Source organism: Pseudomonas sp. Mb7 (assembly GCF_054790525.1).
Map to the genome: position 1 here is coordinate 4,561,080 of NZ_CP186501.1, position 21,675 is coordinate 4,582,754.

A 21,675-nucleotide genomic window follows, 5' to 3' on the forward strand; every position below is an offset into this window, starting at 1 on the left:
CTTGCCGCATAAAAAAACGCCCCGTACTCAGTGAGTGCGGGGCGTTTTTTTATGGCCTTGAAAAGCAAAAGATCGTCCGATCGCGGCCCGAGCCTTCGGCAGCTCCTACAGGGTAAACACAAACTCTCTGTAGGAGTTGCCGCAGGCTGCGATCTTTTGATCTTAGCTGCGGGCCTTGTCGATCAGCCCGATGTACTCGGCCGCGTTGCGCTGATCCTTGATCTGAGCAACGAACGTCTGACCGTGCTCGTCCTTGCCATCCACGTCATAACCGGCGGCAACGAAGAACGTCAGAAACCGCTCGAAATCATCAATGCGCAGGCCACGGTAAGCCTTGATCAGTTTGTGCAGCGACGGCGAAGTGGCGTCGACCGGCTCAAAATCGAGGAACAGCTTGATCTGCTCATCGCCGATCTCGTCACCAATCACTTGTTTTTTATCTTTACGCATTGCCGACTCCAGCTCGCAGACATTACACGGGGCGGGCAGTTTACCCCTGCCCGGCCGCCCGGCTCAACGCGATCGCACCGCCCCGGTGTGCAAATCGGCCCAGATATGGCCATTGGCGTAACTGAGGAACTGCACATACACAGTGTCGTTGCGCAGCAGATCGATGATCACGCGGTATTGGGCCTGTGGATAAAACAGTGTGAGGGTTTTGCTCTTGTCGTCATAAACCGGCTTTTTCAGGCTTTTGCTTTCACCGTCGAAATTGACCAACACCTGAGTAATGGTCGCGCCTTTGTTGAGGGATTTGCCCTTGAGGCGAATCATCAATGGAGACGTGACCGGAATCGGTTGTTGATTGGACTGGCGTTGCGCGCCGACGACCACGGAATAATCAGTGACCTGCAGCAATTGCTGCTGCTCGGGCTCGGCATCGCGCACGGTCAGATCGTCCGGCGGCAGGAATTGACTGTGCATCGGCGCGGCGGAAAGAGGCAGGCAGAAGATCAAGGAAAACGCGGCGAGGCTGCGGATCAAGAGGCGCATGACAGGCTCCGGAAGGCGGGGCCGAGCACTCTAGCATGGGTATCGTGCAAACAAATGTAGGAGTGAGCCTGCTCGCGATAGCGGTCTGTCAGCAACGTTGATGTTGGCTGATACGACGCTATCGCGAGCAGGCTCACTCCTACAGGGGGTAGTGCTGGGTTCTTACATGCCTTTAACGGCAAAGATCCCGTTGGCGTTGCGCCAGTAGCCTTTGTAGTCCATGCCGTAACCGAAGATGTAGCGGTCGATGCACGGCAGGCCGACGAAATCGGCTTTCAGGTCTGGACGCGCCTTGCGGTCGTGATCCTTGTCGATCAGAACGGCGGTGTGCACTTTGCGCGCACCGGCGTGTTTGCAGAAGTCGATGATCGCGCCGAGGGTGTGACCTTCATCGAGGATGTCGTCGATGATCAGCACGTCGCGGTCGATGAACGAAACTTCCGGCTTGGCTTTCCAGAACAGGTCGCCGCCGCTGGTTTCGTTGCGATAACGGGTCGCGTGCAGGTAGGAGGCTTCCAGCGGGAACTGCAGATGCGTCAGCAGTTTGCCGGAGAAAATCAGCCCGCCGTTCATCACGCAGAACACTACCGGATTGCTGTCAGCCAGTTGTTCGTTGATTTGTGCACCGACGCGGGCGATGGCGGCCTCGACTTCAGCTTCGGTGTACAGGCAGTCAGCCTCTCGCATGATTTGACGGATATGCTCGAGATCAGCGGACATGGCGCTCTCCAGGGGGGATGTTTTCGGAAAAGCGGGCAAAGGTACGCATCCATTGAGGCCGAATCAAGCCTTTATGGACTAACGTACAGAATGTCCTATAGGACATCACCCTCGGATAGATTAATCTAGGCCGGTTTTTTTGCCCGCCGCCGGAGTTTTTCCATGCCCATCCTCGAGATCCGCCATCCGCTGATCCGTCATAAACTCGGCCTGATGCGCCGCGCCGATATCAGCACCAAGAACTTCCGTGAGCTCGCTCAGGAAGTCGGCGCCCTGTTGACCTATGAAGCTACAAAAGATTTGCCGCTGGAGTCCTACGATATTGCAGGCTGGTGCGGCACCGTGTCGGTCGAGAAGATCGCCGGCAAAAAGATCACCGTCGTGCCGATCCTGCGCGCCGGCATCGGCATGCTCGAAGGCGTGCTGAGCCTGATCCCGGGTGCCAAGGTTTCCGCTGTGGGCGTTGCCCGCAACGAAGAAACCCTGCAAGCGCACACTTATCTGGAAAAACTGGTTCCGGAAATCGACGAACGGTTGGCGATGATCATCGACCCGATGCTCGCTACCGGCAGCTCGATGGTTGCGACCATTGATCTGTTGAAGAAAGCCGGCTGCAAAGACATCCGCGCCATGGTGCTGGTGGCCGCGCCGGAAGGTATTGCCGCTGTAGAAAAGGCTCACCCGGACGTGACCATCTACACCGCGTCCATCGATGAGCGCTTGAACGAGCACGGTTACATCATCCCAGGACTTGGCGACGCCGGTGACAAGATCTTCGGCACCAAGCAGAAGGACGCGTGACCATGCAGCAAGAGTTCAACGATCCGCTCTGGCGTACGGTGTTGTCCGGCGCCCAGATGCTGTTCGTGGCTTTCGGCGCCCTGGTGCTGATGCCGCTGATCACGGGCCTGGACCCGAACGTGGCACTGTTTACCGCGGGTCTGGGGACGATCCTGTTCCAGATCGTCACCGGGCGTCAGGTGCCGGTGTTTCTAGCGTCGAGCTTCGCTTTCATCACCCCGATCATTCTCGCCAAGGGCCAGTTCGGCCTTGCTGCGACCATGGGCGGTGTGATGGCAGCCGGTTTCGTCTACACCTTCCTCGGTCTTGCCGTGAAGATCAAAGGCACCGGATTTATCGACCGCTTGCTGCCACCGGTGGTGATTGGTCCAGTGATCATTTCCATCGGCCTGGCCATGGCGCCGATTGCCGCGAACATGGCGATGGGCAAGGCTGGCGACGGTTCGGAACTGATCCACTACCAGACCGCAATGATGATCTCGATGCCGGCGCTGCTCACCACGCTGATCGTCGCTGTGTTCGGTAAAGGCATTTTCCGTCTGGTGCCGATCATTTCCGGCGTGCTGGTCGGTTTTGGTATGGCGTTCTATTTCGGTGTCGTTGATACCGCGAAGATTGCCGCAGCGCCATGGTTTGCGATCCCGCACTTCACCGCGCCGGAATTCAACTGGCAGGCGATTCTGTTTATCGTTCCAGTGGCATTGGCTCCGGCCATTGAACACATCGGTGGCGTGATTGCCGTCGGTAGCGTGACCGGTCGCGACTATCTGAAGAAGCCCGGCCTGCATCGCACCCTGCTCGGTGACGGCATTGCCACCACCGCCGCCGGTCTGTTCGGCGGCCCGCCAAACACCACCTACGCGGAAGTGACTGGCGCAGTGATGCTGACCAAGAACTACAACCCGAAAATCATGACCTGGGCGGCGATCTTCGCTATCAGCCTGGCGTTCATTGGCAAGTTCGGCGCGCTGCTGCAGAGCATTCCGGTGCCGGTGATGGGCGGGATTCTGTGCTTGCTGTTCGGCTCGATCGCGGCGGTGGGGATGAACACCCTGATCCGTCACAAGATCGATCTGGGCGAGGCGCGCAATCTGGTGATCGTGTCGGTGACGCTGGTGTTCGGCATTGGCGGTGTGCTGGTCGGCACCGGCACCGGTCCAGACGACTTCGGCCTCAAAGGCATCGCGTTGTGCGCGGTGGTGGCGATTGCGCTGAACCTGATTCTGCCGGGCAATGATGGCTGGAAGAACAAGAAGGCGGATGAGCCGCTGATCTAAGCCTTTAGATCTGATCGTTCCCACGCTCTGCGTGGGAATGCCTCTAGGGACGCTCTGCGTCCAGTGACGCGGAGCGTCACGGGCTGCATTCCCACGCAGAGCGTGGGAACGATCATCACAGGGCCAGCGGCGCTCTTTCGCAGAGGGTTGCCAACGCCTTAGCCCATTGCCGGTCGTCATTCAGGCACGGCACCAGCACCAACTCTTCGCCCCCCGCTTCGCGGAACTGTTCCTTGCCGCGATCACCAATCTCTTCCAGCGTCTCGATGCAATCGGCGACAAACGCCGGGCACATCACCAGTATTTTCTTCACGCCGCTTTTCGCCAGCTCATCCAGCCGTGCCTCGGTGTAGGGTTCGATCCACTTGGCCCGGCCCAGACGCGACTGAAACGATACCGACCATTTGCCATCCGGCAGGCCCATGCGCTCAGCGAACAACGCCGCAGTACGCAGGCATTGCGCGCGATAACAGGTCGCCAATACCGCAGGCGAGGCGTTCTTGCAGCAGTCTTCATTCTTGAAGCAATGATTGCCGGTCGGATCGAGTTTGGTCAGGTGCCGCTCAGGCAGACCGTGGAAGCTCAGCAGCAAGTGATCGTAATCCTGCTGCAGATGCGGCCGGGCGCTTTCGACCAGCGCATCCAGGTATTCCGGCTGATCGTAGAACGGCTGCAGCACCGACAGTTGCACGTCGAGTTTCTTTTCGCGGATCACCCGCTTGGCTTCTTCGATCACTGTGGTCGTGGTGCTGTCGGCGAACTGTGGATACAGCGGTGCCAGCGTGATGCGCTTGTGCCCCGCCGCCACCAGTTTCAGCAGGCAGGTTTCAATCGACGGCTCACCATAACGCATCGCCAGCTCCACTGGCCCCTGCTTCCATTGCGCCTTCATCTGCTCTTGCAGGCGCCGGCTGAGCACCACCAGCGGTGAACCTTCGTCCCACCAGATCGACGCATAGGCGTGGGCCGACTGCTCCGGGCGCTTGATCAGGATCAGCGACACCAGCAAACGCCGCACCGGCCACGGCAGGTCGATCACGTACGGGTCCATCAGGAATTGATTGAGGTAGCGGCGCACATCGGCCACTGAGGTTGAGGCCGGGGAACCCAGGTTGACCAGAAGCAAGGCGTGATCGGTCATGCAACGTCCTATTTCAGAGGCGGCTGGAAAGATCGTCCAGGGCCGCGCGTAAATCCGTGAACTGGAAAGTGAAACCCGCTTCCAGCAAGCGTGCCGGCATTGCCTTCTGGCCGCCGAGCAACAGCAATGACATCTCACCGAGGCCGACCTTCAGCGCCAGGGTCGGCATCGGCATGAACGCCGGGCGGTGCAACACGCTGCCCAGTGTCTTGGCAAATTCGCGATTGCGCACAGGTTTCGGCGCGCACGCATTATAAGGACCACTGGCCTGATCACGATGCAGAAGAAAATCAATCAGGGCGATTTGATCGTTGATATGAATCCACGGCATCCACTGCCGGCCATTGCCCAAAGGCCCGCCGAGCCCGAGTTTGAACGGCAACAGCAAGCGCGACAAAAAGCCGCCCTCGGCCGACAGCACCAGACCCGTTCGCACCAGCACCACGCGAATGCCTTGTGTCTCGGCACGCTGTGCGGTTTCCTCCCAGGCAATACACAACTGACTGGCGAAGTCGTCGATCACCGGCGGCGAATCTTCAGTCAATTCGCGCTCACCGCCATCGCCATACCAGCCAATGGCTGATCCGGAGATCAGCAACGCTGGTTTCTGCGCGCGCGTGTCGAGCCAGGTCAACAGGGTTTCCGTGAGCGTGATACGGCTGCTCCACAGCAACGCTTTGCGTCGATGGGTCCACGGCCGATCGGCAATCGGCGCACCGGCAAGATTGATGATCGCGTCCACAGGCTCTTCGCCAAGGTCTTCCAGACGCGCAATACCCCGCACCTGCGCACCACAGATTTTCGCGACTTTCTCCGGTTTGCGGCTCCACACCGTCAAGCGATGCCCCTGCTCCAACCAGTATCGGCAGAGCGCACGTCCGATCAAACCAGTACCGCCGGTCAGCAATATGTGCATGACATCTTCCTCGCGTGGCGTTTAACCCGGATCACTAGTCTATTTTTAAAAGCAGGGATCTTTTCTATCGGGCAGGCTCTATTGTTTAACCATAGGCCAAGCTGTCAGATCGAGAACGCTAGAAGTTATACCAAAAAACAAAATTGTACAGGTTTCATCCACGGCGTAGTCTGTACAGAAAGGTAAACGAGGCCCCTATGACTGTACCTATCGCAATCATCGGCACCGGCATCGCCGGACTTTCCGCCGCCCAGGCTCTGACAGAGACCGGGCATACCGTGCAATTGTTCGATAAAAGTCGCGGCAGCGGCGGGCGCATGTCGAGCAAGCGCAGCGACGCTGGCTCGCTGGACATGGGCGCGCAATATTTCACCGCGCGTGATCGGCGCTTCGTCACCGAAGTGCAGCGTTGGCAAAGCCTGGGCTGGGTCGCCGAGTGGACACCGCAGCTCTACACGTATCAGGGCGGGCAACTGAATCTGTCGCCGGACGAGCAGACGCGCTGGGTCGGGACGCCACGCATGAGCGCCATCACTCGTGGACTGCTCGATGGCTTGGAAGTGCACTTTGCCTGCCGCATCACCGAGGTCTTTCGCGGTGAAGAACACTGGCATCTGCAGGACGCCGAAGGCTTCACCCATGGCCCGTTCAGCCACGTGGTGATCGCCACGCCGGCCCCTCAAGCGACAGCCTTGCTGGCCGCAGCCCCGAAACTTGCCGGGGCCGCCGCCGGGGTGAAAATGGACCCGACCTGGGCTGTCGCCCTCGCCTTCGACACACCGCTGGATACGCCCATTGAAGGCTGCTTCGTGCAGGACAGTCCGCTCGACTGGCTGGCACGCAACCGCAGCAAGCCCGGACGTGACAACAGCCTCGACACCTGGGTGCTGCATGCGAGCAGCGCGTGGAGCCGGCAGCACATCGATCTGTCCAAGGAAGCTGTGATCGAGCAACTGCACGGTGCTTTTGCCGAATTGCTGCACAGCGCCATGCCCGCGCCAACCTTCAGCCTCGCCCACCGCTGGCTCTACGCACGTCCGGCGACGGGCCACGAATGGGGGACCCTGGCCGATGCCGATCTGGGTTTGTATGCTTGCGGCGACTGGTGCCTGTCCGGGCGCGTCGAAGGCGCTTGGCTCAGTGGCCAGGAAGCTGCGCGACGCTTGCACGAACACCTGCAATGAACCGCATCAATCCGCGTAAATTGCTGCTGTCGAAATGGACAGCAGCCCACCCGCAGAATCGTGAAAAACACTTTCTGGTGACCGAGCTGTTTCGCGACGAGGAAGGCACGGTGCTGGAAGTTGAGTTGCAGGCGGTGTTGACCCAGCGTGCGGAGCGACTCGATTGGCAGACACTACAAAACAACGCTGAATGGCTGCAGGGCTGGAAGTAAATACCGTCCCCTGTGGGAGCGAGCTTGCTCGCGAAAACGGTGTGTCAATCAATGAATTTGTTGAATGTTAATCCGTATTCGCGAGCAAGCTCGCTCCCACAATGAACCGCGCTCAACCGAAAAAGTTATACAAACCATTTGACTTGTACACCCATGAATCTATGCTGAGCAAAGTTGTACAGAGATCAACCTCTGTACAGGTATGGATTCGAGGTGCCCATGTCTGACTCTTGCGCAGCCAAACCCAAAATCGCCATCAGCGCCTGCCTGCTGGGCGCCGAGGTGCGCTACAACGGTGGACACAAGGAATCCCGCCTGTGCAGCCGCACCCTCACCGAACATTTCGATTTCGTCCCGGTGTGTCCGGAAGTCGCGATCGGTATGGGCATCCCGCGCGAGCCGATCCGCCTTGTCGGCGAGGCCGAGCATCCGCAAGCGGTCGGCACGGTAAACCCGTCGATCAACGTCACTCAGCCATTGGCCGAGTACGGCACAAAAATGGCCGCCGAGCTGAATGACATCTGCGGCTACATCTTCATGCAGCAGTCGCCGTCCTGCGGCCTCGAACGGGTCAAGGTCTACCACGCCAATGGCGCCCCGGTGAACGGCGGCGGGCGCGGGATTTACGCCCAGGCGTTCTGCGCACAGCACCCGGATCTGCCCGTGGAAGAAGCCGGGCGCCTCAACGATCCGGTACTGCGTGAGAACTTCATCACCCGTGTGTTCGCCTACAGCGAATGGCAACAGGTCCTCGCCAATGGCCTGAGCCGTCGCGCCCTCACCGAATTCCATTCGCGCTACAAATACTTGCTGATGGCGCACAACCCACTGCAATACAAAACGCTGGGTAAGTTGTTGGGCAATATGGCCGACACCGATCCCGCCGAACTCGGCCCGCGCTATTTCAGCGAACTGATGGCCGCCCTGAAGAAATGTGCCACGCGCGGCACTCACAGCAATGTCCTGCTGCACATCAGCGGTTATCTGAAGCAGGCGATCAGCGCCGAAGACAAACAGGAAATGCAACACGTCATCGGCCAATACCGCCAGGGCATCGTGCCGCTGGTGGTGCCGTTGACGTTGCTCAAGCATCACTTTCGCCTCCATCCGGATTCCTACATTGCGCAACAGGTTTACCTGCAACCGCACCCGGAAAACCTCAGCCTGCGAAACGCAATCTAATGAACGACAAAATGGATACCAGCGCCCAGGAAGACCTTGGCGCGGATTTTAAGAAAGCCCTCGACGAGGGCTGGCTACCGATTCGCGAAGTCGCGCGGCAGACCGGCGTCAACGCGATCACCCTGCGCGCGTGGGAGCGCCGCTACGGGTTGGTCGTGCCACAACGCACGCCCAAGGGCCACCGACTATATTCGGCCGAACATGTGCAGCAAATCCTGACCATCCTCACCTGGCTTAATCGTGGTGTTGCCGTCAGTCAGGTCAAGCCGCTGCTCGACGCACCACAGGCGTTCAGCGAATCGGTGGAAAACGACTGGCAGCATTTGCGCCAGACATTGCTGGCGGCCGTCACGCAGCTCAATGAACGCAGCCTCGACGACAGCGTCAATCAGGCCATGGCGCTCTACCCGCCACGCACGCTGTGCGAGCAATTGCTGATGCCGCTGCTGGCGGAACTGGAGCAGCGCTGGCAAGGCCAGTTCGGCGCGCAGATGGAGCGGGTGTTCTTTTATTCGTGGCTACGCAGCAAATTCGGCACACGCATCTACCATAACAATCGTCAGCTACATGGCGCCCCGCTGTTGTTGATCAATCACTCCGACCTGCCACTGGAACCTCATCTGTGGCTGTGCGCGTGGCTGATCAGCAGCGCCGATTGTCCGGTGCAAGTGTTTGACTGGCCGCTGCCGGCCACCGAACTGGCGCTGGCGGTCGAACACCTGCAGGCCCGTGGCGTACTGCTGTATTCCAGCAAAGCCATGAACCTTGCGCAGTTGCCCAAGCTGTTGAACGGAGTCAGTTGCCCAAAAATGCTGGTCGGACCAACGGTATGCATCCACCACGCCGAGTTGTCCGTAAAAACCTCCGAGATGGCTGATGTGTTCCTGGCGGAAGACGCGCTTCTTGCGCACCAGGAACTCGTTCAGCGCGGGCTGATTTAATGGACGCCGTGAGTGCCGACATGCAATTGATCTGGCTGCGCAGCGACTTGCGCCAACATGACAACACCGCCCTCGCGGCCGCCGCAGCGCGCGGCCCGACAGTCGCCGTGTACCTGTTGAGTCCGCAGCAGTGGCTGGAACATGACGATGCGCCGTGCAAGGTCGACTTCTGGTTGCGCAACCTCGATGAGCTGAGCAAAAGCCTCGCCGCGTTGAATATTCCGTTGCTGATCCGTACTGCCGCGCATTGGGATCAAGCCCCAGCGGAACTGCTCAAGCTCTGTCGGCAACTGAAGATTGAAGCCGTCCACGTCAACGAAGAATATGGCGTCCATGAAAGCCGTCGCGATGCAGCGGTGGCGGACATGCTGAAGGCCGAGGGCATCACGTTTCACAGCTACCTTGATCAGTTGCTGTTCAAACCCGGCAGCGTGCTGACCAAGACCGAGAGTTACTTCAAGGTGTTCAGCCAGTTCCGCAAAGTCTGTTATGAACGCTTGCACCGCTCGATGCCTGCGTTGGTCAAGGCACCAGGCAAACAGGCAAAACTTGCCATCGACAGCGACCTGATTCCCGACTCCGTCAAAGGCTTCGCCACACCGAGCCAAACCCTGCGCGATCTGTGGCCGGCCGGCGAACAGGAAGCCCGGCGCCGTCTCGACACCTTCACCGACGCGCAGATCGACTACTACCAAAGCGAACGCGACTTCCCGGCCAAGCCCGGCACCAGTCAGCTCTCGGCATACCTCGCTGCCGGGGTGATTTCGCCGCGCCAATGCCTGCACGCCGCCCTGCAAAGCAATCAGGGCGAGTTCGAGAGCGGCAAGGTCGGTGCGGTTACCTGGATCAACGAGCTGCTGTGGCGCGAATTCTACAAGCACATTCTGGTCGGCTATCCACGGGTCTCGCGGCACCGCGCGTTTCGCCCGGAAACCGAAGCGCTGGCCTGGCGTGATGCACCGGACGATCTCGCCGCGTGGCAAGAGGCGCGCACCGGTCTGCCGATTATCGACGCGGCCATGCGCCAATTGCTCGAAACCGGCTGGATGCACAATCGCCTGCGCATGATCGTGGCGATGTTCCTGACCAAAAACCTGCTGATCGACTGGCGCGAAGGCGAGCGTTTTTTCATGCGTCACCTGATTGATGGCGACTTGGCGGCGAACAACGGCGGCTGGCAATGGAGCTCGTCGACGGGCACCGATTCGGCTCCGTACTTCCGCATCTTCAATCCGTTGAGCCAGTCGGAAAAGTTCGACAGCGAAGGCCTGTTCATCAAGCACTGGCTACCGGAACTGGCGGCTCTCAACAAGAAAGAAGTGCACAACCCGGCCGACGTCGGTGGTTTGTTCGGCGTGGCGGACTACCCGTCGCCGATCGTCAACCTCAGCACTTCGCGCCAGCGCGCATTGGCCGCCTTCAAGAACCTGCCTTCGCGTACGTCTTCCGGAGGCGATGATGAGTGAATTCCTGCGCCGCTTCGCCCGGCAATTTTCAGCGTTGAACAAAGACAACCTGCAAAACCTCGGCGAGCTGTACAGCGATGACATTGACTTCACCGACCCACTGCACGAGGTGCAAGGGTTGGCGCAATTGCGCGACTACTTCGGCGAGCTGTACGCCAACGTCAGCGAACTGCGTTTCGATTTTCATGGTTTCGACCAGATCGGCGACTGCGAAGGCTACCTGCGTTGGGTCATGAGTTATCGCCATCCGCGCCTAGCGGGTGGCCGTGTGATTCGTGTCAGCGGCTGCTCGCATCTGCTGTGGCACGACAAGGTTTATCGCCATCGGGATTATTTCGATGCCGGGGCGCTGCTGTATGAACACTTGCCAGTATTGGGCCGGGTCATCGCCTGGCTGAAAAGGAGAATGGGATGAGTCGTACACCTCCACGGCGCTATTGGTTGACCGGGGCCAGCAGTGGCATCGGCGCGGCGCTGGCTGAAGAGATCCTGAAAACCGGTGCGCACCTGGCGGTCAGTTCCCGTCAGATCGCACCGCTCAAGGTCTTGTCGCAACGCTATCCGGGGCAAGTTCTGGTGGTGCCGGGGGACCTGACCAACAGCCAGACGGTTCGCGAAATCGGCGAGCAGATCGCCACGGATTGGGGTTCGCTGGATTCGGTGATTCTCAACGCCGGCACCTGCGAGTACGTCGATGCCAAGCAGTTCGACGCCTCGATCATCGAGCATGTGGTGCGCACCAACCTGCTCGCCAGCAGCTACTGCATCGAGGCCGCGCTGCCGCTGCTGCGCAAAGGCACCGCGCCGCATCTGATCGGCGTGGCCAGTTCGGTCACCTACCTGCCGCTGCCACGGGCCGAAGCCTACGGCGCCTCGAAGGCCGGATTGCGTTACCTGTTCGAATCGCTGCGCATCGATCTGGCCGACGAAGGCATTGAAGTCACCGTGGTCAGCCCCGGTTTTGTGGAAACACCGCTGACCGCGAAAAACGATTTCCCCATGCCGTTGAGCTGGCCTGTGGATAAAGCCGCGCGGCACATCTTCGCCAAGCTCAAAGATCGGCCATTGGAAATCGCCTTCCCGGCGCTGTTCATGGCCGCGCTGTGGCCGCTGTCGAAACTGCCGGCACGCGTGCAACTGGCCATCGGCAAGCGCATGGTGCGCAAGTCGCCTCCGCTGACGGATCCGACATGAAAATTGCCATCGTCGGCAGCGGCATCGCCGGGCTTACCTGCGCTTACCTGCTCAATCGCCGCCATGAAGTGACGGTGTTCGAGGCGGGCGACTGGGTCGGTGGCCACACGCACACGGTAGACGTCACCGTCGCAGGGCAGCCCTACGCCGTGGACACCGGCTTCATCGTGTTCAATGACTGGACCTACCCGAACTTTATCCGCCTCCTAGGCCAGCTTGGCGTGGCGTTCAAACCGACCGAAATGAGTTTTTCGGTAACCGACCCGGACACCGGCCTGGAATACAACGGCAACAACCTCAACAGCCTCTTCGCCCAGCGCAGCAATCTGTTGTCGCCGGGGTTCTGGGGCATGTTGCGCGACATCCTGCGCTTCAATAAAGAAGCCCAGCGTGACCTCGTCGAACTGCGCATTGCCGCCGACACCACCCTCGACGAATACCTCAAGGCCGGCGGCTACGGCGAACGTTTCATCCTGCATTACATCGTGCCGATGGGTTCGGCGATCTGGTCGATGCCGATGGCGGAAATGCTCAACTTCCCCCTGCAGTTTTTTGTGCGGTTCTTCAAGAATCACGGGCTGTTGTCAGTCAGTGATCGGCCGCAATGGCAAGTCATCGAAGGCGGCTCGAGCGCTTACATCGCGCCACTGACGGCCGCGTTCAAGGACAGGATTCGGCTCAATTGTCCGGTCACCCGGGTCGATCGCGATGTGCATGGCGTAGTTATCCACAGCCCGGCAGGCCTCGAGCATTTTGATCGGGTGGTGTTCGCCTGTCACAGTGACCAGGCGCTGAAACTGCTGGCGGTGCCCAGCGAAGCCGAACGCGCGATCCTCGGTGCCCTGCCCTATGCCGACAACGAAGTAGTGCTGCACACCGACACGCGTTTGCTGCCAACGCGCAAACTTGCCTGGGCCAGCTGGAACTATCGACTCAGCGGCGCTGGCCATACTCACGCCGCCGTCACCTACGACATGAACATTCTGCAGGGCATTCAGAGCGACACCACGTTCTGCGTCAGCCTCAATCAGAGTGCCGGCATCAGCCCCGACAAAGTGCTTGCCCGCTACACCTACGCCCACCCGCAGTTCAGCCTCGCGGCCGTGGCCGCGCAGCAGCGGTGGGGCGAGCTGGATGGCGCGCAACACACACATTATTGCGGCGCCTATTGGGCCAACGGTTTCCATGAGGACGGTGTCGTCAGCGCCTTGCGCGTGGCCGCCGCGTTCGGGGAAAGCTTATGAACAGCGCCCTGTATAGCGGCTGGATCGGCCATCGGCGTTTTTCGCCGCGCCGCCATGAATTCCGTTACCGGATCGGCTTGCTCTACCTCGATCTCAGCGAACAGGACGCCGTGCTTGCACTGTCGCCGCTGGCCGGACGCAGTCGCTTTGCGCCGTTTTCATTTCGCGAGACTGACTACCTGAAGACCTTTACCGGCCGTGGCATACGCCTGATCGATGCCGTACGCCAGCAGGTCGGCATCGCCATCGGCCACGAACCGCAAGGCTCGATCTGCCTGCTGACCCAGGCGCGCAGTTGGGGGCTGTCGTTCAACCCGGTGAGTTTCTTTTACTGCCATGAGGCGGACGGGCAACTGGCGGCGATCGTCTGTGAAGTCACCAACACGCCGTGGGGCGAGCGCTATCACTATGTGTTGCCGGCGCGCCCGCCGGTCAATCTGCAGGATTTCCATCAGCACTTTGCCGTGGCCAAAGCCTTTCACGTTTCGCCGTTTCTGCCGCGCGATCTCGAATACCGCATGAGCTTCAGCCCCGCCGCGCAAAAACTCGGCGTGCACATGGCTGACTGGCAGGGCGAGCACAAACTGTTTGACGCGACGCTCAATCTGCAACGCGAAAGCCTCGACCGGCGCAGCCTGCATCGTTACCTGCGGCGCTTTCCGTGGATGACCGCGAAAACCGCCCTGGCCATTTACTGGCAAGCGCTGCGACTGCTGCTCAAACGCGCACCGATTTTTGCTCATCAGACTGCCGACGGCAGTTTTCAAACAGCCACTGTGCCTCCCAAGGAGCACCGCCATGAAATCCTCTAGTCTGTCGGTCAGTCGGCTCAGCACCAACGGTTTGACCGGGTCGCTGCTGCGCCGTGGCGTGCTGCGCCAATTGGCTCAGTTGAAAAACGGGCAACTGTTGGTGGTCGAGGACGGCGAACGCCTGATGTTCGGTACCCCGGGCAGTGCTTTGCTCGGGGAAATCCATGTGCTCGATCCGGCCGTCTGGGGCATGGTTGCCGGGAACGGTTCGATTGGCGCCGGCGAGGCCTTTATCCACGGCTACTGGAGTTCGCCGGATCTGACGGCCGTGGTCCGCGTGTTCGTCAGCAACCTCGACGTGCTCGATGCCATGGAGGGCGGTCTGGCCCGTCTCAGCCGGCCGTTGGTGCAAGGTCTGCACTGGCTCAACCGCAACACGCGCAAGGGTTCGCAGAAGAACATCGCCGCGCACTACGACCTTGGCAACGATCTGTTCGAGCAGTTTCTCGACCCGACCATGATGTATTCCGCAGCGCAATTCCTGACCCCGGAAGACAGCCTCGAACAGGCACAACTGAACAAACTGGAGCGGATCTGTCAGAAGCTCGCGCTGCAACCCAGCGACCATTTGCTGGAGATCGGCACCGGCTGGGGCAGCATGGCGCTGTATGCCGCGCAACATTATGGCTGCCGCGTGACCACCACGACCCTGTCGAAAGAGCAGTACGCGTTTACCGCGCAACGCATCGAACAACTGGGTTTGCAGGATCGCGTCACGCTGTTGCTCAAGGACTACCGCGACCTGACCGGCGAATACGACAAACTGGTGTCGATCGAGATGATCGAAGCCGTCGGCCACCGCTTCCTGCCGACCTACTTCAAACAGTGCGCGCAGTTGCTCAAGAGCAACGGCCTGATGTTGATCCAGGCGATCACCATCCGCGAGCAGCGTTACGAACAGGCCAAGCGCGGCGTCGATTTCATCCAGCGCTACATCTTCCCCGGCGGCGCCCTGCCTTGCGTGCAGAAAATGCTCGAAGTGGTCGGCCGCGACACCGACATGAACCTGCTGCACATGGAAGATTTCGGCCTGCACTACGCCCGCACCCTGCGCCTGTGGCACGAGAACTTCCGCCGCGCCCATGGCCGCTTGAGCGAACTGGGCTATGACGATTATTTCCTGCGGCTGTGGGAGTTTTACCTGTGTTACTGCGAGGGCGGTTTCCTCGAACGCACCATCGGCACCGCGCAGTTGCTACTGGCCAAACCCGCCGCAATGACTGCGCCGCTGCTCGGACGCTTCGATGCTTGAGCGTGTCGCCAATGCCGTACTGTTCCAGATCGGCTGGCTGACTTGCGTGCTCGGCGGCAACAGCCTGTGGTTGCTGGTCGCGCTGGCGGTGCTGGTGATCCATCTGTGCTGGGTCAGCAGTTGGGCGGCTGAGGGGCGTTTGATCCTCAGCGTGGTGATTGTCGGCACCGCTGTCGACAGTGTGTTGCGCGGTGCCGGGGTGTTCGCGTTTCAGGATCAGTCGCCGCTAATTCCGTTGTGGCTGATGTTGCTCTGGGCGTTGTTGGCGACCACCTTGCGCCATTGCCTGGCTTGGAGCGCGCGGCCCTGGTGGCTGGCGAGCTTACTCGGCGCTGTCGGCGGCGCGCTGTCGTATTACGCTGGCGGGCGCCTGGCCGGGGTGCAATTTCCCTATGGCGAACTGCCGACGCTGATCGGTATCGGCCTGCTCTGGGCGCTGCTGTTTCCGTTGCTGCATACGATGGCTCGGCGGCTGGCGCACTGAGCGTCTGTCAGACCTTTCACACGTGTGCCGGCCACTGCCTTACACTGCCGACCATGAAGACCATTCCCCACCAACAAATCACGGAACCGGCGGTCACTTGCTCGACCTGCGCGGCGTGTTGTTGCCAGCTCGAAGTGATGCTGATCACCGACACTGGCGTGCCTGATCGCTTTATCGATACCGATGAGTGGGGCGGCGAAGTGATGCTGCGTCTGGATGACGGCTGGTGCGCGGCGCTGGATCGCGACACGATGATGTGCACGATCTATGAGAAGCGTCCGCTGATCTGCCGCGAGTTCGAGATGGGCGCGCCGGAGTGCATTGAAGAACGCAAAGGCATCACGACTGCCTACCGCTGATCACAAGAACACCCCAAAACAAATGTAGGAGTGAGCCTGCTCGCGATAGCGGTCTTTCATTCAACATCTTCGTTGAACATGAAACAGCTTTCGCGAGCAGGCTCGCTCCCACAGGGGTCAAGCGTTTAGCCGTTAGAGCGGCATCGTGTAATGCAGCGAGTAACTTTCTACACCGTCGTTGTCACTGGCCAGACCGGCGTTGGAATAGTGTGTCGCACGAATCCCGACTTCATGCCCGCCATTGAAACGCAGACCAAAACCGAAACGGTCTTCGAACTGGAAAGAGCCGCCGAGATTGTTGGATTCGTACTTGGTATTGGAGAAAGCCGCGACACCAATCCCCGCCTCCACATACGGTTTGACCGATTGACCGGCAAACTCGTAAACAAATACCGGCGAGAACGACAGGCTGTTGTTACTGGAGGTCTTGTCACCTTCCCAGTAAGTGTAAGCCCCGCTCCAGTAACCGGTCAGGCGACCGACGTCACTTTGCAGCCAGCTCTTGTCCCAGTCGAAATTCATGCCCAAGCGGTACGTCATGGTCGAGTCGCTGGTGGCCCCCACCGCAAACTCAACACCTGCCGCTTGTGCAGTAATACTTTGCCCCATCAGTGCGGCCGCAATCGCGGCCAAGCAGAATAGTCGCTTCACGTTGAAACTTCCTTTTCCGGAACGATCGTTTGGTTTTCTAGATAACTCTTCGCTATAGAAGCTGGCGCCTACTTAGAAGTTCAGCTGATTTTTTAGTTATTTCACAATTTTTTTACAAGTCGAAGTTTTGCACTTCGCCAGCGTTTTGTCCGAGCAGTGGCAGGATGTTTTTGAAGTACTCAGGATCGGCGCTGGTCCAGAATCTGACCGGTTGGTTCGGGCCGACAGCGAGCAAATCGCGCTCCGCCAAAAGCCGCTGAAGTTGCCGCGCCACAGCAGCGCCAGTATCGATCAGGCTAATGTCCGCGGGGATCATCGACTTGAGCATCGGCTTGAGAAAGGGATAGTGGGTGCAGCCCAAAATGATCGTGTCGCAACCGCTGGCCAACAGTGGCTCGACATACCCTTGCAGCAACTGGCGCAACTCGGCGCTGTGCAGATCGCCGCTTTCAATCAGCTCGACCAGACCGGGACATGGCTGAGTAATCACACGCACGTCGGTGGCAAAGCGATCAAGCAGTGCGGCGAACTTGGCGCTCTGCAACGTGCCGGTGGTGGCGAGCACACCGACCACTCCGCTGCGGGTCGCGGCAGCGGCAGGTTTGACCGCAGGCTCCATGCCGACAAGCGGCCAGTCAGGGAAATCACGGCGTAGATCGGCGACACCCGCGACCGTCGCAGTATTGCACGCGATGACCAAGGCCTTGGCGCCTTGCTCGCGGAAAAACCCGGCCATCACGCTGCAGCGCTGGCGAATGAATTCAGGGGTTTTCTCACCGTAGGGAATGTGCCCGCAATCAGCGACATAGAGCAGCGATTCATTGGGTAGCAAACGCTGGATTTCCGCCAGCACCGACAAGCCGCCGACGCCGGAGTCGAACACGCCGATCGGCGCTTCACGCATGGCGCGGACCACAGACGCTGCAACCCGGATCGCGTTTGACCCGCAACTCGCGGAAACGCGAACCGAGGGCATCGATCAACAACAAGCGCCCCACCAGTGGTTCGCCAAAACCGACCAAAACCTTCAAGGCTTCCAGTGCTTGCAGGCTGCCAACCAGGCCGACCAGCGGCCCGACCACACCGGCTTCGCTGCAAGTCAGTTCGGCTTCGCTGCCGTGCCCATATAAACAGTGGTAACACGGACTCTCGGCACGACGCGGGTCGAACACCGACAACTGCCCTTCCAGCCGAATCGCCGCGCCACTGACCAAAGGTTTGCACGCCGCCACACACACGGCGTTGACCGCTTCGCGGGTGGAAAAATTATCGGAACAGTCGAGCACCAGATCCACCGCCGCCACGGCAGCAGCGAGAGAATCCTCGTCCAGTGCCTGACGATGAGCGATCAGTTGGATTTCTGGATTGATCGCCGTCAAACGCTTGAGCGCCGAGTCGACCTTGCTCATACCGACGCTGTCGGTGTCGTGAATAATCTGGCGTTGCAGGTTGGTCAGATCGACCGTGTCGAAATCTGCCAGATGCAATTCACCGACACCCGCCGCCGCGAGATACAAGGCAACCGGTGCACCGAGACCGCCGAGGCCGACGATCAACACGCGACTGTCCTTGAGCTTCAGTTGCCCATCGATGTCGATGTGTTGCAGCAGAATCTGCCGGCTGTAGCGCAGCAATTCCTGATCATTCAGCACGGCAGGCGCCCCAGACTGATGCGTTGATGGCCGCCCAGATCGGTGCGGCTGTGGACCTCTTCAAAACCGCGCGTGAGCAGCAAATCGCGCACGGCTTCGGCTTGATCATAGCCGTGTTCGAGCATCAGCCAGCCAGCGGCCTCCAGATGTTCCGGAGCCTGCGCGACGATCAAACGCAGATCGTCGAGTCCATCCTCACCGGCAACCAGCGCACTGGCCGGTTCGAAGCGCACATCGCCCTCGACCAGATGCGGATCGGCCGCAGCGATGTACGGCGGATTGCTGATGATCAACTGGAAACGCTGACCTTCCAGCGCGCTGAACCAATGACTGCTCAGCACCGTGGCGTTGTTCAAATGCAGACGCTGACGATTGCGTTCGGCCAAGGCCACGGCTTCGAGTACGCGATCCACGGCAGTGACTTTCCACGCCGGACGTTCGCTGGCCAAGGCCAACGCAATTGCGCCACTGCCAGTGCCGAGGTCGAGCACTTTGGCCGGCGTCGCGGGGAGCAACTCCAGCGCCGCTTCCACCAGCAATTCAGTGTCAGGACGCGGAATCAGCGTGTGCGGCGCGACTTCAAGATCGAGTTTCCAGAAGCCCTGCTGCCCGAGAATATAAGCCACCGGTTCACCGCTACGGCGGCGTTGCAAGTACTCGGCAAAAGTCAGCGCCGCTTCGCTCGGCACGATGCGCTCGGGCCAGGTGTGCAGAAAACTGCGCGATTTGCCCAGTGCAGCGGCGAGAAGCAACTCGGCATCCAGACGCGCAGTCGGTGAATCCGGCAATTCCGCGGCACGCAACAGGCTGGCAATGATGGTCATTTATTCACCTATCGCTGCGAGTTGGTCAGCCTGGTATTCGGCCAGCAATGGCTCGATCACCGCTTCAACGCCACCGGCAAGAATTTCGTCAAGGGAGTACAGGGTCAGGTTGACGCGATGGTCAGTGACCCGGCCCTGAGCAAAGTTGTAGGTACGAATTCGCTCGGAACGGTCGCCCGAGCCAACCAGCAATTTACGCTCGCTGGCGATCGCGTTGGCCGCCGCTGCGGTTTGCTGATCGTTGAGTTTGGCCGACAGCCAGGCCATCGCCCGAGCGCGGTTCTTGTGCTGGGAACGTTCTTCCTGACACTCGACGACAGTGCCGGTCGGTATGTGCGTGATGCGGATCGCCGAGTCGGTGGTGTTAACGTGCTGACCGCCGGCCCCGGAGGAGCGGAACGTATCGACGCGCAAATCCGCCGGGTTGATCTCGATGGCTTCGCGCTCGTCCGGCTCGGGCAATACCGCCACGGTGCAGGCCGAGGTGTGGATACGGCCCTGTGATTCGGTAGCAGGCACGCGCTGTACGCGGTGCGCACCGGATTCGAATTTCAGCTTGCCGTAAACGTTGTCGCCTTCGATGCGGGCGATGACTTCTTTATAGCCACCGTGTTCGCCTTCGTTTTCCGACAGGATCTCGACACGCCAGCCGCGCCGCTCGGCGTAACGCGAGTACATGCGGAACAGGTCGCCGGAAAAGATCGCCGCCTCGTCGCCACCGGTGCCGGCACGGATTTCGAGAAAGACGTTACGGCCGTCGTTGGGATCCTTGGGCAGCAACATGCGTTGCAGGTCGGCTTCCAGGGTGATCAGCAATTCCTTGGCTTCGCGGACTTCTTCCACGGCCATTTCACGCATGTCCGGGTCGCTGTCCTTGAGCAGCGCCTGCGCGCCTTCAAGATCGCTTTGTACGCTGAGCAGCTTTTTATAGCCTTGTACCACCGGCTCAAGTTCGGCGTATTCCTTGGAATAAGCGCGGAATTTGGCCTGATCGGCAATGACTTCGCCGTCGCCGAGCAGCGCGGTCAGTTCCTCGAAACGGTCCTGGAGGATGTCCAGCTTATTGAGCAGTGACGCTTTCATTGCGGTTTTTTATCCGAAAAGCTATCCGGTGAGCCCTCGAGGGCAAAGAGTTCCTGGGCCATGGCCAGCGCATCGAGGCGGCCTTCGGCAGAAAGCTTTTTCAGTTGCACACTGGGCGCATGCAACAGTTTATTGGTCAGGCCACGGGCCAGTTGTCCGAGCACGTCTTCGGCGTTGCCGCCATTGGCCAGCAGGCGCAGGGCTTTTTGCAGCTCCTCGTCGCGCAGGCGTTCGCTTTGTTGACGATAGGCCTTGAGCACGTCGACCGCCGCCAGTTCGCGCAGGCGCACCATGAAATCGTCAGCGCCGACCGAGACCATCTCTTCGGCGGCTTGCGCTGCGCCTTGGCGGCTCTTGAGGTTTTCGGCGACCACTTCGTGGAGATCGTCAACGCTGTAGAGGTAAACGTCGTCCAACTCGCCGACTTCCGGCTCGATATCCCGGGGAACGGCGATGTCGACCATAAAGATCGGTTTGTGCTTGCGCAGTTTCAATGCGCTTTCCACCGCGCCCTTGCCAAGAATCGGCAACTGACTGGCGGTTGAACTGATGACGATATCGCTGCGCACCAGTTCGGCCGGGATGTCCGAGAGCAACACCGCGTGAGCACCGAACTGCTCGGCCAGCAGACTGGCCCGTTCCAGAGTGCGGTTGGCAACGACGATGCGCTTGACGCCCAGTTCGTGCAAATGGCGGGCGACCAAAGTGATGGTCTCGCCGGCGCCGATCAACAAAGCCTGACTGCGCTGCAAATCACTGAAAATCTGCTTGGCCAGGCTGACGGCGGCAAACGCCACTGATACCGGGTTTTCACCGATGGCGGTGTCGGTGCGTACCTGTTTGGCGGCATTGAAGGTTGCCTGAAACAGCCGCCCCAGCAGCGGCCCGATGGTGCCGGCCTCGCGGGCCACGGCGTAGGCCGATTTCATTTGACCGAGAATTTGCGGCTCGCCCAGCACCAGCGAGTCGAGCCCGGAGGCGACGCGCATCATGTGACGAACTGCCGCATCATCTTCATGCACATAAGCACTCGCGCGCAGCTCATCGAGGCTTAAATGGTGATAGTCGGCCAGCCAGCGCAGCACGATATCGGCCGAAAGCTGATCCTGTTCTATATAAAGCTCACTGCGATTGCAGGTGGAGAGGATCGCAGCTTCGCGGCTGTCGGTCAGTCGGCAGAGCTGCTGCAAGGCCTCCACCAGCTGTTCAGGAGTAAAAGCCACGCGCTCGCGGACGTCTACTGAAGCAGTCTTGTGGTTGATACCGAGTGCAAGGAAGGCCATTCAA

General features: G+C 59.9%; 25 protein-coding genes. 14 read left to right on the forward strand and 11 right to left on the reverse strand.

The features are described 5' to 3' along the window. Positions 1-162 precede the first annotated feature (162 nt). The 3 genes from ACOYXH_RS20475 to ACOYXH_RS20485 form a co-directional block, all read right to left on the reverse strand. Entirely contained in the window at positions 163-450 is a 288-nt protein-coding gene (locus ACOYXH_RS20475; protein ID WP_095050623.1) for a PA4642 family protein, read from the reverse strand. A 63-nt stretch (positions 451-513) separates the two neighbouring features. After that, a complete protein-coding gene (locus ACOYXH_RS20480; protein WP_220556982.1) occupies positions 514-993 on the reverse strand; it encodes a hypothetical protein in 480 nt (159 codons plus the stop codon). 162 nt (positions 994-1,155) lie between these two features. Further along, on the reverse strand, positions 1,156-1,713 hold the full coding sequence (locus tag ACOYXH_RS20485) for a hypoxanthine-guanine phosphoribosyltransferase (protein WP_008086142.1): 558 nt from the start codon (positions 1,711-1,713) through the stop codon (positions 1,156-1,158). A 162-nt stretch (positions 1,714-1,875) separates the two neighbouring features. Between ACOYXH_RS20485 and upp the strand changes: the two genes are divergently transcribed. Both upp and ACOYXH_RS20495 read left to right on the forward strand, forming a co-directional pair. Continuing rightward, entirely contained in the window at positions 1,876-2,514 is a 639-nt protein-coding gene (upp, locus tag ACOYXH_RS20490) for a uracil phosphoribosyltransferase (RefSeq protein ID WP_007912842.1), read from the forward strand. A 2-nt stretch (positions 2,515-2,516) separates the two neighbouring features. Beyond that, complete coding sequence (locus tag ACOYXH_RS20495; protein WP_103306094.1) at positions 2,517-3,791, forward strand: uracil-xanthine permease family protein; 1,275 nt, start codon at positions 2,517-2,519, stop codon at positions 3,789-3,791. A gap of 115 nt (positions 3,792-3,906) precedes the next feature. On the opposite strand, the gene hemH is transcribed toward ACOYXH_RS20495, so the two are convergent. Beyond that, on the reverse strand, positions 3,907-4,932 hold the full coding sequence (hemH, locus tag ACOYXH_RS20500; protein WP_095050621.1) for a ferrochelatase: 1,026 nt from the start codon (positions 4,930-4,932) through the stop codon (positions 3,907-3,909). 13 nt (positions 4,933-4,945) lie between these two features. Beyond that, complete coding sequence (locus tag ACOYXH_RS20505; protein WP_095125784.1) at positions 4,946-5,848, reverse strand: TIGR01777 family oxidoreductase; 903 nt, start codon at positions 5,846-5,848, stop codon at positions 4,946-4,948. A gap of 197 nt (positions 5,849-6,045) precedes the next feature. Here ACOYXH_RS20505 and ACOYXH_RS20510 point away from each other — a divergent pair, with 197 nt between their 5' ends. From ACOYXH_RS20510 to ACOYXH_RS20565, 12 genes are all read left to right on the forward strand, one after another. Next, a complete protein-coding gene (locus ACOYXH_RS20510; RefSeq protein WP_095050619.1) occupies positions 6,046-7,032 on the forward strand; it encodes an NAD(P)/FAD-dependent oxidoreductase in 987 nt (328 codons plus the stop codon). Beyond that, a complete protein-coding gene (locus tag ACOYXH_RS20515; protein ID WP_093441373.1) occupies positions 7,029-7,244 on the forward strand; it encodes a TIGR02450 family Trp-rich protein in 216 nt (71 codons plus the stop codon). The genes ACOYXH_RS20510 and ACOYXH_RS20515 overlap by 4 nt, the downstream gene beginning before the upstream one ends. 219 nt (positions 7,245-7,463) lie before the next feature. After that, complete coding sequence (locus tag ACOYXH_RS20520) at positions 7,464-8,426, forward strand: YbgA family protein (RefSeq protein WP_095050617.1); 963 nt, start codon at positions 7,464-7,466, stop codon at positions 8,424-8,426. Then, positions 8,426-9,367: a MerR family transcriptional regulator gene (locus tag ACOYXH_RS20525; protein ID WP_095050616.1), complete on the forward strand. Its 942-nt coding sequence runs from the start codon at positions 8,426-8,428 to the stop codon at positions 9,365-9,367. Before ACOYXH_RS20520 ends, ACOYXH_RS20525 begins: the two co-directional genes overlap by 1 nt. Positions 9,368-9,387: 20 nt before the next feature. Continuing rightward, a complete protein-coding gene (gene phrB, locus ACOYXH_RS20530; RefSeq protein ID WP_177409287.1) occupies positions 9,388-10,833 on the forward strand; it encodes a deoxyribodipyrimidine photo-lyase in 1,446 nt (481 codons plus the stop codon). Further along, the gene (locus ACOYXH_RS20535) at positions 10,826-11,248 is read left to right on the forward strand and encodes a nuclear transport factor 2 family protein (RefSeq protein ID WP_258708813.1); all 423 of its coding nucleotides are present in this window, start codon (positions 10,826-10,828) and stop codon (positions 11,246-11,248) included. The genes phrB and ACOYXH_RS20535 overlap by 8 nt, the downstream gene beginning before the upstream one ends. Then, positions 11,245-12,027 carry an SDR family NAD(P)-dependent oxidoreductase gene (locus tag ACOYXH_RS20540; RefSeq protein ID WP_093441397.1) on the forward strand — a complete coding sequence of 261 codons (783 nt, stop codon included), beginning with the start codon at positions 11,245-11,247 and terminating at the stop codon, positions 12,025-12,027. The genes ACOYXH_RS20535 and ACOYXH_RS20540 overlap by 4 nt, the downstream gene beginning before the upstream one ends. Continuing rightward, positions 12,024-13,271, forward strand: a complete 1,248-nt coding sequence (locus ACOYXH_RS20545) for an NAD(P)/FAD-dependent oxidoreductase (protein ID WP_095050613.1) — start codon at positions 12,024-12,026, stop codon at positions 13,269-13,271. Before ACOYXH_RS20540 ends, ACOYXH_RS20545 begins: the two co-directional genes overlap by 4 nt. Beyond that, positions 13,268-14,083: a DUF1365 domain-containing protein gene (locus ACOYXH_RS20550; protein ID WP_095125790.1), complete on the forward strand. Its 816-nt coding sequence runs from the start codon at positions 13,268-13,270 to the stop codon at positions 14,081-14,083. The genes ACOYXH_RS20545 and ACOYXH_RS20550 overlap by 4 nt, the downstream gene beginning before the upstream one ends. Beyond that, positions 14,070-15,335 carry an SAM-dependent methyltransferase gene (locus ACOYXH_RS20555; protein ID WP_093441411.1) on the forward strand — a complete coding sequence of 422 codons (1,266 nt, stop codon included), beginning with the start codon at positions 14,070-14,072 and terminating at the stop codon, positions 15,333-15,335. Before ACOYXH_RS20550 ends, ACOYXH_RS20555 begins: the two co-directional genes overlap by 14 nt. Next, positions 15,328-15,819 (forward strand): DUF2878 domain-containing protein, encoded by a 492-nt coding sequence (locus tag ACOYXH_RS20560; RefSeq protein WP_095050611.1) that lies wholly within the window; start codon positions 15,328-15,330, stop codon positions 15,817-15,819. The genes ACOYXH_RS20555 and ACOYXH_RS20560 overlap by 8 nt, the downstream gene beginning before the upstream one ends. Positions 15,820-15,872: 53 nt before the next feature. Further along, positions 15,873-16,178, forward strand: coding sequence for a YkgJ family cysteine cluster protein (locus ACOYXH_RS20565; RefSeq protein WP_077574517.1), 306 nt, complete (start codon positions 15,873-15,875; stop codon positions 16,176-16,178). 132 nt (positions 16,179-16,310) lie between these two features. On the opposite strand, the gene ACOYXH_RS20570 is transcribed toward ACOYXH_RS20565, so the two are convergent. From ACOYXH_RS20570 to hemA, 6 genes are all read right to left on the reverse strand, one after another. After that, the gene (locus ACOYXH_RS20570) at positions 16,311-16,829 is read right to left on the reverse strand and encodes an acyloxyacyl hydrolase (protein ID WP_095114379.1); all 519 of its coding nucleotides are present in this window, start codon (positions 16,827-16,829) and stop codon (positions 16,311-16,313) included. Between the two features lie 112 nt (positions 16,830-16,941). Beyond that, a complete protein-coding gene (murI, locus tag ACOYXH_RS20575) occupies positions 16,942-17,733 on the reverse strand; it encodes a glutamate racemase (RefSeq protein ID WP_095050609.1) in 792 nt (263 codons plus the stop codon). After that, on the reverse strand, positions 17,726-18,481 hold the full coding sequence (locus ACOYXH_RS20580; RefSeq protein WP_460066007.1) for a molybdopterin-synthase adenylyltransferase MoeB: 756 nt from the start codon (positions 18,479-18,481) through the stop codon (positions 17,726-17,728). The genes murI and ACOYXH_RS20580 overlap by 8 nt, the downstream gene beginning before the upstream one ends. Beyond that, positions 18,475-19,305, reverse strand: coding sequence for a peptide chain release factor N(5)-glutamine methyltransferase (prmC, locus tag ACOYXH_RS20585; protein ID WP_095050607.1), 831 nt, complete (start codon positions 19,303-19,305; stop codon positions 18,475-18,477). Before prmC ends, ACOYXH_RS20580 begins: the two co-directional genes overlap by 7 nt. Further along, on the reverse strand, positions 19,306-20,388 hold the full coding sequence (gene prfA / locus ACOYXH_RS20590) for a peptide chain release factor 1 (RefSeq protein WP_095050606.1): 1,083 nt from the start codon (positions 20,386-20,388) through the stop codon (positions 19,306-19,308). Then, positions 20,385-21,671 (reverse strand): glutamyl-tRNA reductase, encoded by a 1,287-nt coding sequence (gene hemA, locus ACOYXH_RS20595; RefSeq protein ID WP_007951716.1) that lies wholly within the window; start codon positions 21,669-21,671, stop codon positions 20,385-20,387. The genes prfA and hemA overlap by 4 nt, the downstream gene beginning before the upstream one ends. Positions 21,672-21,675: the final 4 nt, after the last annotated feature.